Consider the following 14370-nt stretch of genomic DNA (forward strand, 5'->3'; position numbering starts at 1 on the left):
CAGAGAGTGCAGATATAAATTATTGGCAGGTTCCAAGCTAATCCAATAATTCATATAGTTTTTTAGGATAAAAACCTTGTAAAGATGAAAAAAAAATCGACTAAATTTTTTAATTTTTTCATGAAGGTATCGATGGTTGTTATGGTTAGTTCACTGGTTTTTTGCCAGGTGTTGCTTGCCAAACATGCAGAGAGCCAGATTTCAGATTTCCCTGTAAAGATTACGTTTGATAACGAATCGTTGCAAAGTTCAATTGATAAGCTTGAAAAACAAACCAACATCAAATTTTCTTATAACCCGGTTGAATTAAGCGGATATAAAGTAAACCAGCGTAAATTCAAAGATGAGCCGCTGGGCAAAATCCTTAATTATTTATTTGCTAAAACCCGTTTGTCATTTAAAGAGATCAATACCGGAATTGTAATTTATGATAAATCAGCTTCTGCTAAACCCACCGTACTAACCAACAAAACCAATGAGCAAAATATTGAAGCTGCTGATATTACAGTTACAGGTAAGGTGACCGACGCAAATGGCGCGCTGCCGGGTGTCTCTGTAAGTATAGAAGGCGGGGGAAGAGGGGTGATCACGGACCCTAAAGGCGAGTATACTATTAAAGTACCTGCCAATGCCACGCTGATATTTTCTTCAGTGGGCTATAAAACCCAAAAAATCGCTGTAAACAATCAAACAACCATCAACGTAACCATGACAGGCGACCTGAAGTCATTAAGTGATGTTATCGTCGTTGGTTACGGTGTTCAGAAAAAATCTGATGTAACGGGTTCAATCGTTTCTGTTAGCGAGCAATCGCTGCGTGATGTTCCGGCCGCTAACCTTGGCCAGGCCTTACAGGGGCAAGCCGCGGGTGTGGACATTCAGAAAAGCGCGGGTAACAGTCATCCGGGTGCTTCTCCATCTATCTTAATCCGTGGCAACAGGTCTATAAACGCCTCCAACTCACCCTTAATCGTAGTTGACGGGATCCCGTTTAATGGCAGTTTGAATGATATCAACCCTGATGATATAACCTCATTAGAGGTATTAAAAGATGCTTCATCTACAGCTATTTATGGTTCAAGAGGTGCAAACGGCGTTTTGCTGGTTTCTACCCGAAGGGGTAAAAAGGGCGGTACAGCAATAACTTACAGTGCTTATGCAGGTTTTAATAAACCGCTGGGCCAATATAATATCATGAACGGCCCTCAGTTTGAAGATTTGAAAAAATGGGGCCTGATCAACGGCAATCCCGGTAAATATACCGGGATTGATGATCCTGCCTTTTTAACCGATGGTTCTTTCGCGCCGCAGGAGGTGGCTTCTATAAAAAGCGGACGCAGTACCGACTGGCAAAAACTGATCTATAAAAACGGCTTTGTGACCGATCATCAGTTGGGTGTTGCGGGAGGCAATGAGCTTACCCAGTATGCCATATCCGGCGGATACTACAACGAAACTGGTATTTATTTCGGTCAGTCATTTGTACGTTATTCTGTTAAACTTAGTGTTGACCAGCAATTGGGCAAATATGTAAAGGTTGGCTTAAGTAGCTTAAATACTTTGAGCTATACCAATGGAGAAAATGCAAATCCGCTTGGGCAGGCGCTTAGGGCAAGTCCGCTTTCAACACCTTATGATGATGCTACCGGCACCCTGGTAGGTTTTACAGCCGGAAGTGCCAACCAGGTATGGAACCCGCTTGCAAATTTTGTTCCGGGCGCTGCTGTTGAAACCCGTAAAAGGTTTGGAACTTTTACAACAGCTTACCTCGAAGCCACGCTTGCACCAGGATTAAAATACAGGTTTAACGGCGGTGCCGAAATAAGGCCCGACATCTACGGTAACTACTACGGCAGCGCCACTACCAATAACCTTGGCGGTGCATCAACAGCAAATAACCAAAGTACTTACAGCTATAACTATACGCTTGAAAACATATTGACTTATGATAAAGTGTTTGCGCAAAAGCACCATGTAAACTTTACCGGCCTTTACAGCCTGCAGGAAAGCCAGTCGCAGTCAAATTCATTTAGTTATAATAATATCCTGTCGGATGGGATCCAGTATTTCAACCCACAGTACGGAGCAAACTTAAGCGGCTCGGGATCATATTCTAAGTGGGATATCATTTCTTACATGGCCAGGGTGAATTATGGTTACGCCAATAAATACCTGCTTACCTTAACCATGCGTTCAGACGGCTCATCCCGCCTGGCGCCGGGAAATAAATATCATGTGTTCCCTTCGGCGGCAGTTGCATGGAATGTTACCAAGGAGCCTTTTTTAATGAACTCAAACATACTGTCAAATCTTAAATTGAGGGTAAGTTATGGTACGGTTGGTAATACAGCTATTAACCCTTATCAAACTTTGGGTGCTTTATCATCGGTTAACTATAATTTTGGTTCTACAAACCTAACCGGAGCTTATCCAACAAACGTTCCTAATCCAAAGCTAACATGGGAGTATACTTCTACATTAAATGCAGGTGTTGATTTCGGCCTTTTCCAGGGACGGATTACAGGTACAGTTGAAGCTTATCATCAGTATACCAGGTCTTTACTATTGCCATTATCATTGCCGCCAACATCCGGTATTCCAAACAGCATTTTAACCAATGTGGGGCAAACGCAAAATAAAGGTATCGAGGTAAGCATAAGCACTATCAACTTACCCGGCAACGGCAGGAACACGGTTAGCTGGACAACCAATTTCAACATCGCCTTTAACAGGGGAAAAGTGACCAAATTAGCAAGCGGGGTTACCCAGGATATAACAAACGGCTTGTTTGTAGGGCAACCTATCAATGCCATATTTGATTATAAAAAAATTGGCATCTGGCAAAACACAGCAGCCGATACAGCCCAGGCTAAAAGTTTAGGACTTACAACCACCGGCACAGGCTCTGTAATTGGTACCATCAGGGTAGAGGATGTAAATAAAGATGGAAAGATCAGCGCTGCCGACAGGATCGTGCTTGGATCTGATCAGCCTACTTATACCGGAGGTTTCACCAACCGCATAGGTTATAAAGGGTTTGATTTTACGGTAGTGGCTGCCTACAGGGTGGGGGGATTAATCACCTCTAAAATGTTCCAGAGCGGGAGCTTTATTAATACTTTCCAGGGTAATTATAATAACCTGAATGAGGATTACTGGACACCAACCAATCATCAAAATTATTATCCTAAGCCAAATTCCGCTTCAACCAATACGCCTTATTCATCAACACTAAGTTATTTTGACGGCACATTTTTGAAAATCAGGAGCCTCACTTTGGGCTATAATATGCCTGAGTCAATAACTAGGCGTATCAGTGCACGGTCTTTAAGGGTATATGCTACGGCGCAAAATCCATTTATTCTTTTTTCTCCGTATCGTAATACTTATCACGGCCTCGATCCTGAAACAGCCGGGGCCTTAAACGTAGATACGCCTCCTACAAAGTCATTTACATTCGGTATTAACATGACACTTTAAATTTAAATAAGATGAAAAGGATATCTATATATTTATACACCTGTTTGTTTTTAGGTCTTGCAACTACAGCTTGTAAAAAAACACTGTTAGAAGATCCAAAATCAACACTTACCCCAACTTTTTTTACAACAAGCCAGGGTTTTCAAGCCGGCCTCACTGCAGCCTACGCAGGTTTCAGAACTATTTGGGGCCCGGATACCTATTTTGAAATGACCGTTCCCGGCACCGATGAATTTATTGCCGGTAACGATGGTAACAACGGCATGGTGAAATACAACAGTAACTTTAATACTGCCGATGGTACTGTTGCCACGATCTGGAAAAACTGTTACACCTATATCAACACCTGTAACGGTTTGATTGGTAGCGTTCCGGCCGGTATTGACGCCACATCGGCAGCAAGCATGGTTGGTGAAGCCAAATTTTTGCGGGCAAATTATTACTTTATATTAGTTCAGTTTTGGGGCGATGTAACTCTAAATAAAACATTCCAGTCGGTACCCACAACATCAGCCACCAGGGCCCCTATGGCTGATGTTTATAATTTTATCGTTCAGGACTTGAAGGATGCCATAGCGGCTCTTCCTGCAACTCCTTTAACCAACGGCGTGCAGCCGGGCAGGGCAACAAAAGCCGCAGCAATGCATATGCTTGCAAAAGTATACTTAACAAGGGCAGGCTCATCGGCCAAACAGGCAGATGATTATAAAAATGCTTACAATACAGCAATTGACCTTATCACCAATGTTGCGCCTGCAGGTAGCTTAAAGCTGCAGCAGGATTTTGGAAAGGTTTTTGCCGAAGGTAACGAGGCCAACAGCGAAATACTTTGGACTGTACAGCATACCACTACACTGGCCTACAATGGTTCGGCTACACAAAACAACAGCGGCCCGGATAACCTGCTATGCCATTTATTTGTGCCGAAGTATGAGGTGCAACCCGGCATGCAACGCAGTACCCTTTACGGGCGTCCTTACATCCGCGTGGTGCCTACCCATTGGCTTACTGATACCGTGTTTAGCGAAAGGATTAATGACCAGCGTTATAATAAAACGTTTCAAACAGCCTGGTTATGTAATAATGCTGCCTCAATACCTACCTGGTCTAATCCACTGCCGGCCGGGGCTCCAGCTGGTGCGCAACCTGGTGCTCCTAAATTTACAGTGGGCGATACTGCTATATGGATGCCCGGTTATGCTATGACCTCAGCTCAAATTGCAAAGTATCGTTACCAGGTTATTCCGCCTGCTAAATACAGCATTGCTTTGTCGCCCGCTATGATTAAGTATTTTGACACTAAACGTCCCGATCAAAATTCACCCTCAAGCAGGCCGATTATTATCTACCGCTTAGCCGAGACTTATTTAATTGCTGCCGAAGCATTATTTATGGATGGTCGTGCGGCAGACGCGGTGCCTTATATCAATGCCATCCGCGAAAGGGCTGCTTATCCTTCGGGCAACGCCGCAGCAATGGATATCACTGTTGATAAGCTTTCACTGGATTTCATTTTGGACGAACGCTCAAGAGAACTGTGCGGTGAGCTTGTGCGCTGGCTTGACCTTGCTCGGACAGGTAAATTACTGGAAAGGGTAAAACTGCATAATACAGACGGCAAAGCTAATATTAAGCCATTCCACGTACTGCGCCCTATCCCACAAACCCAAATTGATGCAACAATTACAGGTACTCCATATCCGCAAAATCCGGGCTGGTAGGCCGGGGTAAATTAAACGTGTAGATAAACGCAAGCGATAAAAATACCATGAAAAAACACAACACGATACTTCGTATTCTTTTAGTTTTTCTTTTGCCTTTTTGTTTTATTGAAGCGCAGGCAAATGGTAATGCATCGCCCGAAACATCCCCATATAACGTAAAGTTATATGGGGCAAAGGGCGATGGAAAAGCCATTGATACCCAAAATATCAATAAAGCAATTGAGGCTGCAGCAGCGGCTGGTGGCGGAACAGTTTATTTTCCGGCCGGAAATTATTTAAGCGGTTCCATTCATCTGAAAAGCGGTATCAGCCTGTATATCGATCAAGGAGCTACCATAATAGCCGCGCCTATTGAAGCCAGTTCTGGTTATGACGAGCCCGAAGCCAAAATCGATAATAACTACCAGGATTTTGGGCACAGGCACTGGCATAACAGCCTGATCTGGGGCGAAAACCTGCATGATATTTCCATATTGGGTCCCGGTACCCTTTGGGGAAAGGATTTGGTGCGGAGCAATAAAGGCGAAGACGATAAACGCCCTAACAAAACCATCAGTCTTTATTTATGCCGTAATGTAATTATCAGGGACATTTCCATATTGCATGGCGGCTGGTTTGGGATCCTGGCGACGGGGATAGACAATTTTACTATTGATAATGTAAAAATGGATACCAACCGCGACGGTATGGATGTTGATTGCTGCCGTAACGTACGGATCTCAAATTGCAGTATAAACTCGCCTTATGATGATGGTATTTGTTTGAAAAGCACCTACGGGCTTGGATTTGCCAGGGCTACCGAAAATGTTACCATTACCAACTGCCAGGTAAGCGGCTATGATGAGGGCTCATTTTTGGCCGGTACTTTTACCCGTAATGAAAAAAAATATTCGGACGGTAACCCTACGGGCCGCATAAAAATGGGTACCGAATCAAACGGAGGTTTTAAGAATGTCACCATTTCAAACTGCGTATTTGATTACTGCCGGGGCCTGGCCCTTGAAACTGTTGACGGCGCGCTTTTAGAGGATGTCACTATCACCAATATCACAATGAGGGACATTGTTAATGCGCCAATTTTTGTAAGGCTTGGTGCACGCATGCGCGGGCCGGAAAGTGCACCTGTGGGGGCGCTCAGGCGTGTGATTATCAGCAATGTGGTATGTTATAATGCTGATAGCAAGCATGGGGCTATTATAAGCGGGATCCCCGGCCATGATATTGAAGATTTGCGGTTAAGCAATATCCGGATCTATTATAAAGGCGGAGGAACAAAAGAGCAATCTGCACGTGAAGTTCCTTCGCTTGAAAAAGAATACCCGGAACCATATCGTTTCGGTACGATGCCTTCCTACGGTTTCTTTATCCGCAACGTCAAAGATTTGAAAGTGAGTGATGTGGAAGTTAGCTATATCTCGGATGATTTTCGTCCGCCATTTATACTCGATCATGTAACCGGAGCCGATTTTCAACATATCAAGGCGCAAAAAGCGGCTGGCTCGCCATCCTTTGTGTTAAATGAGGTAAAGGATTTCAATATTTATAACAGCCGCCCGATAGCAGATACTAAACTGGCGAATGCCAATAAAAAAGAATTATAATCAAATAACTAGCATGAAAAGTATACTATTTAAATGGGCAATGATCCTTACACTACTGCCTGTAAGCATCATGCTTTATGCCCTGAAACCAGGACCGGAAGTAGTGCCCGATACTGATAACGCGGGCTTAAAATTACCTGCAGGTTTCGGCGCCCTTAAAGTTGCCGAAACCGGTGCAAAGGCCCGGCATTTAGTAGTTACGCCGCAGGGCGATATTTATGTAAAGCTGGCCAAACCCAATAAAGAAGGGAAGGGGATCTTAGTATTTCATGAAGCGCCCAATGGTAAGGCTGAACTTAAATCGGGCTTTGGTACTTATGGTGGTACTGAGGTTTATTTAAAGAACGGGTACCTGTACGCATCGTCAAATACCGAGGTCTTCAGGTATAAGGTAAATGATAAAAATGAAGTGATCAACCCCGATCAGCCCGAAAAAATCATTACCGGGTTGAAGGCGGGCCGCCAGCATGAAACCAAATCATTTGCTTTGGATAACGATGGCAATATCTATGTAAACATAGGAGCCTGGTTCAACTCCTGCCAGGAAAAAGACCGCGGCCTGCATTCGCCGGGCATACCGGGATGTCCGATACTGGACTCCATGGGTGGGGTATGGCAGTTTAAAACTGATAAATTAAATCAAACCTACGGCGATGGTGTACGGTTCGCAACCGGCTTAAGGAATATGGTTGGTATGGACTGGAACCAGCAGGATAACCAGCTTTTTGTAATGCAGCACGGCAGGGATAACCTGAACAGTTCATGGCCCGAGCTCTACACCACCAAACAATCGGCCGAGCTACCTGCCGAGTGTTTGTATGCCCTTAAAAAAGGCGATAATGCAGGCTGGCCATATATGTATTATGACCAGATCCAGCATAAAAAGATCCAGGCCCCTGAATATGGCGGCGATGGCAAGAAAGAAGCTGATGCAAAGTTTCTTGATCCGGCTGCCGCCTATCCAGGACACATGGCCCCTAATGGTTTGCTATTTTATACCGGAAACCAATTCCCGGCGAAATATAAAAACGGCGCCTTTATAGCATTTCACGGCTCATGGAACAGGGCGCCTGAACCGCAGGCAGGATATTTTGTGGTTTTTCAGCCATTTAAAAATGGAAAACCTGATGGCGCATGGGAAGTATTTGCCGATGGATTTTCAGGTTCGCCCGAGAAAACGGCTGCCGGGCGTGCCGATCATCGTCCCTGCGGTCTTGCCCAGGGTGCCGATGGTTCATTATATGTAACGGACGATTCAAAAGGTACCATTTACCGTATTATCTACCTTAAAAAGTAATAAGCAAATGACTAAATACTTATTGATCCTCTTTTTTGCGTTTAGCTGCTTCCAGTTAAGGGCGCAGGTTAAAACCAGGACAAAAACAAAAGCGAAGCCGGCTACAGGGCTGGCTGCGTCAATAGCAAATGGCAAAGCTGTCTATGTAAATCATTGTTTAACCTGTCACCAGGCCGATGGTGGTGGTGTGCCAAATATGAACCCGCCATTAATCAAAACTTCTTATGTAACGGGCGATCATACACAGCTAATTAAAGTGGTGCTCAACGGATTTTCAGAAAACGTTGATATTGACGGCGAATCATACTCAAATGTGATGCCCGCGCATGACTTTTTAAAAGATCGTGAAATTGCTGATGTACTAACTTATGTAAGGAAAAGCTTCGGTAACAAGGGTGGAGCGATTACCGCAGCACAGGTAAAGGCGGTTCGCGCGAAGAACAAAAAGAAGACGGCTATTAAAAATATCTAACACCAAAAACAGCTAAAATGAAATCATTTTTATACTTATTACTAATTGCCTGCACGTCGGCAGCATTTGGGCAGGACGTAAATACCGGCGATGTTGTGCGTCGAGTTGCCGATAATGTTATTAAGGAAACTTCTTTCCAGTTTGTGAATAGCAAAACAAATGAAAAATATAATTCAACAAAAGGTTTGGCTTCATCGGCAGATCTTAAGGTTGACAGTAAATACAATAAGTGGGCATACGTAAATGGTGTTTTAACCATTGGCATGATGCAAACCGCGGATGTGCTTGGCGACAAAAAATATTCAGACTATTCTCTTCACAATTTTGCATTCATTTTTGACAACCTTAATTATTTCGAAACGCTTTATAAAGCAAAAGCAGGTAAGGTTGAATATGGTTCTGTATTTAATATCACCAACCTTGATGCCTGCGGCGCGATGTCGGCCGGATTGTTTGATGTGGATGCCCTCGCACAAAGAAAGGATTATAAGGCTTATTTAGAAAGATCTGCCAATTATATCTTAACTAAACAAATGCGCTTGCCTGATGGTACACTTGCCCGTCCGCAGCCCCGCTTTGGTACCCTTTGGGCCGATGATATGTTTATGAGTATTCCGTTTTTGGCACGTATGGGCAAACTTACCGGCGATAGTAAATATTTTGATGATGCCATTAAGCAGGTTGAGAATTTTAACAAATACCTTTATGACCCGGCAACAGGCCTGTTCTTCCATAATTATTATGCTGATGATCAAACCAATGGTGTAGGCCACTGGGGCCGCAGCAATGGCTGGATAGCCATGGCACAGGTTGAACTATTAAACAATTTACCTGCAAACCACCCAAAACGTGCAGAGCTGATTAAATTGCTGTTGAGACAAATAGTGGGATACGCCCGCTACCAGGATCAAACCGGTTTGTGGCACCAGTTATTGGACAAGCCCGATTCATACCTTGAAACATCAGTCACTGCTATGTACACTTACGCGGTAGCCAGGGCTGTAAACCAGGGCTGGATAAATGAAAAATATATAGCCATTGCCCGTGAAGGATGGAAAGGCCTGGCCTCAAAAGTAACTGCTGAGGGGCAATTGCAGGATGTTTGTATTGGTACCAATATGGATACGGATATTAAATTTTATTACACCCGCCCAACCGAACTCAACGATACTCATGGCTTAGGCGCTTTGTTATTAGCCGGAACAGAAATGCTTAAAGCCGAAAAGAAGAAATAACCATGCAGAGGCTAACGAGGTTTTTGTTATGTATTATCGTAATAGTGCTGGCATCTGATTTTAATTTGTTTGCCGCCGATGTGAATATTACGGCTTACGGAGCTACCGGGAACGGTACTACCTTAAATACCGAAGCTATTCAAAAAGCCATTGACGCTTGTTATAAGAGCGGTGGTGGCAAAGTGGTGGTTCCTTCAGGGGTGTTTTTGACAGGTACCATTGCACTGAATGATAATATTACCCTTCATCTGGATAAAGGCGCTATTTTATTAGGGAGTACCGATGTTAACGACTATAAAAACCTCGATCCTTTTGTTGAGGGCCTTGGCATTAGCGTGGGCTGGGCGTTGGTTGTAGCTGTTGATAAAAAGAATATCAGTATTGAAGGCGAGGGTATTATCGATGGGCAAGGATCAAAATTAAAAGCGCAGCAAATACTAACTGATACCCGCGCCGAATCACAGCGCTGGGGGAGGCGCCCTTTTCTATTACGGGTTGTACGCTGTCAAAATGTTTCGGTAAAGGGAGTCACTTTAAATTACTCAGCCGCCTGGACCTCACATTACTTTCAATGCAAACAGGTAAACATTCAAAATGTAAAAATTGAAAGCAGGGGAGTTGCCCATAATGACGGCATGGATATAGACGGCTGCCAGGATGTAACTATCAAAAATTGCGATGTGGTAAGCGGCGATGATGCCCTGTGTTTTAAAACTACATCAAGCAAAATGGCCTGCCGGAATATTGTGATCTCGGGCTTGCGATTAAAAAGCGGCCAGGGGGCCATCAAGATCGGCACCGAATCAATGGCACCATTTGAAAATATCAGCATTTCAAAATGTTATATCTATGATACAGCCAATGGAGGGATCAAGCTGCTTTCTGTTGATGGTGCAAATATCAGGAACGTTGAAATTGATGATATTACCATGGTTGAAGTAAAAACGCCCATCCTGATCCGTTTAGGGGCAAGGTTAAGTGTGTTTCGCAAAGACCAGGATACGCAGCAGCCAATAGGAACGCTTGAAAACGTAACCATAAAAAATGTAAAGGCAAAAGCAGCGGATAACGCGCAACTGATGCCACCTTCAGGGATACTGATAACCGGCATCCCCGGACATAATATTAAAGGGCTTACTTTAAAAAATATCGGGATAAACCTTGCAGGTGGCGGAACTGAAGAAAATGCCCGGCAGGTTGTACCGGAAGCTATTGATAAGTACCCCGAAGTAAAAACATTTGGCCCCTTGGTACCTGCCTATGGCGTATGGGCACGTCATGTAGAAGGATTAAAACTTGATAATGTAAAATTCACATTAAGTCATAATGACCTCCGGCCGGCTTTCATTTGTGAGGACGGGAAAAACATTGAACTTAAATCCTGTGTAATTCCTGAAACTACAGGGGCCCAGGCTGTGATCAGGTTAGATAATGTTGCCGGAGCTTACATCAATAATACCAACGTTGCCGGCTCTGCCGATGCATTTGTGCGTATTGAAGGCAATGCAAGCGGTGACATCAGGATCCTGAAAAATAAAACACCGGGCATACAAAAAAAAGTCGACCTATCTGCCGGTCTGCAAGCAGGCACTGCCATTTCAAATTAATATTAATGAGCAATCGAATACAGCAAATGGAGATAAACACACATAAGATATTTTTAGCACTCCTGACATTTTTGTTCCCTTTTATGGTCTATGCCCAACAGGTTACTTTGCCCGCGCAAACAGATCGCTGGGTTATCCAGTCGGATGGAAGTATCAAATGGGCCATCAACGGCCGCTTGCCCCATACCGATCATATTGAAATGTCGGGCGAAAAGGTATCTGTATGGGTGCAGTATGGATTGGATAGCGCCGGCAGTGCTTCGGTTTCACGTACCGTTGTTTTCCCAACCTTCAGGATGCTGCCCGATGGCACCCGCACCCACATTGATTATACATTTCAGGATAATGAGTTGCCACGGTTCTTTGTTAATAACCGTAAGCTCAAGACAGATCTGGCCAACGGGAAAAAATCAGGTGATCTTTCGTACAATGTCACCGGTATCAGCCATAAGGGGATTATGAGGATAGCCGCCGCGGCAGGTAATCCGGCTCTGGTAAAAATAGACCGGAGTATTTTTCCATCTGTAGACAAACCACTGGTAATTGAAAAGTTTGTGTTTACCAACATAACGGATAAACCTGTTACCGTTACTATGGAATATCTGCGCCGTGAGGTACGGACGGATAGCGCTAAAAGCAAAGTAAGGCCCCATTCGGTAATTATGGGTTCTGTTGATCATGGCAGCAGGGTAGTACAACCCGGAGCAAATACTGCCTTTTCAGTTTATTACCTGGCTACGGATTTTCCTGCCCAACCTGTTAAAATTGACGCCGATGCTGAAGAAATAGCCCGTGAAAGCCGTATAAATACCATTTTATCGCCACTGCAATTAAAAACACCGGACACTTTATTAAACACCGCGTTCGCCTTTGCCAAAATCAGGGGTACGGAGAGTATTTATAAAACCAAAGCTGGTTACCTGCACGGCCCCGGCGGGCTTGCTTACTATGCCGCCATCTGGGCAAACGATCAGGCAGAATATATCAGTCCGTTTTTCGCTTTTTCCGGAGATAGTATAGGCAACCTCTCGGCAATGAACTGTTACCGGCTATTTGCAAAGTACATGAACCCGGAGTATAAACCAATCCCCAGCTCAATAGTAGCCGAGGGCGACGCCGTATGGAAAGGTGCCGGCGACCGGGGCGACCAGGCCATGATTGCCTATGGAGCATCAAGATATGCATTAACCTATGGTAAAGCCGATTCTGCCAAAAAGCTCTGGCCGCTTATCACCTGGTGTTTGGAATACAGCCACCGGAAACTGAATGATCAGGGGGTAGTTACATCTGATCATGATGAACTGGAAGGGCGCTTCCCATCTGGTAAAGCCAATCTGTCAACAAACAGTCTTTATTATGATGCGTTGATCTCCGCGGCATACCTTGGCAAACAATTGCATCAGCCAAAAGCGCAAACGGATGAGTATTTAAAACAGGCGGCTACACTTAAAGGTAATATTGAGAAGTACTTCGGGGCAACTATCGAAGGCTTTGAAACTTACAAATACTACGAAACTAATGATGTATTGCGTGCCTGGATCTGCCTGCCGCTTACTATGGGCATTTTAGACCGGAGCGAGGGGACTATCAAAGCCCTGTTTTCACCCCGCCTATGGACAGCCGACGGCTTAGCCACACAGGCGGGTAAAGAAACCTTTTGGGACCGTTCAACGCTGTACGCGCTTCGAGGTGTATTGCAGGCAGGCAAAACCGAAAAAGCAATGGATTATCTACGATATTATTCACGCAGACGCTTGTTAGGCGAACATGTCCCTTACCCGGTAGAAGCTTATCCCGAAGGTAATCAAAGGCATTTATCGGCCGAGAGCGGGCTTTATTGCAGGATCTTTACCGAAGGCTTATTTGGTATCAGGCCGACAGGTTTCAGCAATTTTAACTGTACCCCCCGTTTACCAAAGGGATGGAACGAGATGGCTTTGAATAATATTCATGCATTCGGCCATGTTTTTGATCTTCAAATTTCACGGATAGATAAAGCGAAATTGCTTATCTCTATTATAGAAAGTAACAAAGTGGTTAAATACAGGATAACTGATGGAGCAACGCAATCAGTCGTGTTATAAACTGTATCTTGATTTATAAAAACACAAGCTATGAAAAAAATATTGAAATGCACATTGCCTGCTTTAATTGTATTTATGGTACAGGGCGCTTTTGCTCAAACTCATCAATTGGAGAAACTTTGGGAAACGGATACCGTAGTGCGGATCCCGGAATCGGTTTTACCTGACTTTAAAAAGAAGATCTTATATGTATCAGAAATTGAAGGAAACCCCAGCGCTGTTGATGGTAAAGGCGGGGTCGCAAAGATCGGGCTGGATGGAAAGATCATCAACCTTGATTTTACAACCGGCTTAAACTCCCCCAAAGGCCTCGGGCGGGTTGGTGATCAATTGTACGCGGCAGACCTGTCGGAAGTGGTGGTTATTGACATCAAAACCGGTAAAGTGATCAATAAGATCCCGGTTGACAGCGCAAAAATGCTAAATGATATTACTGTGGATGAAAAAGGAATAGTTTACGTATCCGACAGTAAAACCAAAAAGATCCACCGGATTGAAAAAGGTAAGGTAACTACTTTTTTAACCAATGTAAATGGTGTAAACGGTCTTAAAGCTATTGGTAATGATCTTTATATCCTCGGCGGGCCAAAGTTCATGAAAGCTGATAGCAAAGGTAATTTAACCCAAATTACTACGCTCAGCTGCGGAGGTGATGGACTTGAGCCTGTTGGCAATGGCGATTTTTTGATCACCTGCTGGTCGGGCCATATATTTTATGTAACAGCTGATGGCAAAATAGAAACCCTGCTTGATTCGGAGGCACAAAAGATGAATACTGCCGATTTGGGTTACGATACCGTTAACCATATTTTGTATGTGCCCACGTTTTTCGGAAAAAAGGTAGTGGCTTATAAACTAATCACCCGTTAA

At 44.1% G+C, this 14370-nt stretch carries 9 protein-coding genes; all 9 read left to right on the forward strand.

Going from position 1 to position 14370, the window contains the following annotated elements; all coding sequences use genetic code 11:
* Positions 1–84: 84 nt before the first annotated feature.
* From AC59JO_RS07065 to AC59JO_RS07105, 9 genes are read left to right on the forward strand one after another with little or no spacing between them, the layout of a single operon-like run.
* On the forward strand, positions 85–3480 hold the full coding sequence (locus AC59JO_RS07065; RefSeq protein ID WP_497304362.1) for a SusC/RagA family TonB-linked outer membrane protein: 3396 nt from the start codon (positions 85–87) through the stop codon (positions 3478–3480).
* An 11-nt stretch (positions 3481–3491) separates the two neighbouring features.
* A complete protein-coding gene (locus tag AC59JO_RS07070; protein ID WP_497304364.1) occupies positions 3492–5201 on the forward strand; it encodes a RagB/SusD family nutrient uptake outer membrane protein in 1710 nt (569 codons plus the stop codon).
* Between the two features lie 47 nt (positions 5202–5248).
* Entirely contained in the window at positions 5249–6805 is a 1557-nt protein-coding gene (locus AC59JO_RS07075; RefSeq protein WP_497304366.1) for a rhamnogalacturonidase, read from the forward strand.
* A 13-nt stretch (positions 6806–6818) separates the two neighbouring features.
* The gene (locus tag AC59JO_RS07080) at positions 6819–8102 is read left to right on the forward strand and encodes a PQQ-dependent sugar dehydrogenase (protein ID WP_497304368.1); all 1284 of its coding nucleotides are present in this window, start codon (positions 6819–6821) and stop codon (positions 8100–8102) included.
* A gap of 7 nt (positions 8103–8109) precedes the next feature.
* A complete protein-coding gene (locus AC59JO_RS07085; protein ID WP_413668006.1) occupies positions 8110–8574 on the forward strand; it encodes a c-type cytochrome in 465 nt (154 codons plus the stop codon).
* Between the two features lie 17 nt (positions 8575–8591).
* Positions 8592–9809, forward strand: a complete 1218-nt coding sequence (locus tag AC59JO_RS07090; RefSeq protein WP_497304370.1) for a glycoside hydrolase family 88/105 protein — start codon at positions 8592–8594, stop codon at positions 9807–9809.
* A gap of 2 nt (positions 9810–9811) precedes the next feature.
* Positions 9812–11416, forward strand: coding sequence for a glycoside hydrolase family 28 protein (locus AC59JO_RS07095; protein ID WP_497304372.1), 1605 nt, complete (start codon positions 9812–9814; stop codon positions 11414–11416).
* 5 nt (positions 11417–11421) lie between these two features.
* The gene (locus AC59JO_RS07100) at positions 11422–13500 is read left to right on the forward strand and encodes a glucosidase family protein (RefSeq protein ID WP_497304374.1); all 2079 of its coding nucleotides are present in this window, start codon (positions 11422–11424) and stop codon (positions 13498–13500) included.
* A 30-nt stretch (positions 13501–13530) separates the two neighbouring features.
* Complete coding sequence (locus tag AC59JO_RS07105; protein WP_497304376.1) at positions 13531–14370, forward strand: SMP-30/gluconolactonase/LRE family protein; 840 nt, start codon at positions 13531–13533, stop codon at positions 14368–14370.

This window comes from Mucilaginibacter sp. A5337, from assembly GCF_059690695.1.

Excerpts from the sequence above, each read along its gene's own strand:
- AC59JO_RS07065 (WP_497304362.1), top strand. The coding sequence starts at position 85 with ATGAAAAAAAAATCGACTAAATTTTTTAATTTTTTCATGAAGGTATCG.
- AC59JO_RS07070 (WP_497304364.1), top strand. The coding sequence starts at position 3,492 with ATGAAAAGGATATCTATATATTTATACACCTGTTTGTTTTTAGGTCTT.
- AC59JO_RS07075 (WP_497304366.1), top strand. The coding sequence starts at position 5,249 with ATGAAAAAACACAACACGATACTTCGTATTCTTTTAGTTTTTCTTTTG.
- AC59JO_RS07080 (WP_497304368.1), top strand. The coding sequence starts at position 6,819 with ATGAAAAGTATACTATTTAAATGGGCAATGATCCTTACACTACTGCCT.
- AC59JO_RS07085 (WP_413668006.1), top strand. The coding sequence starts at position 8,110 with ATGACTAAATACTTATTGATCCTCTTTTTTGCGTTTAGCTGCTTCCAG.
- AC59JO_RS07090 (WP_497304370.1), top strand. The coding sequence starts at position 8,592 with ATGAAATCATTTTTATACTTATTACTAATTGCCTGCACGTCGGCAGCA.
- AC59JO_RS07095 (WP_497304372.1), top strand. The coding sequence starts at position 9,812 with ATGCAGAGGCTAACGAGGTTTTTGTTATGTATTATCGTAATAGTGCTG.
- AC59JO_RS07100 (WP_497304374.1), top strand. The coding sequence starts at position 11,422 with ATGAGCAATCGAATACAGCAAATGGAGATAAACACACATAAGATATTT.
- AC59JO_RS07105 (WP_497304376.1), top strand. The coding sequence starts at position 13,531 with ATGAAAAAAATATTGAAATGCACATTGCCTGCTTTAATTGTATTTATG.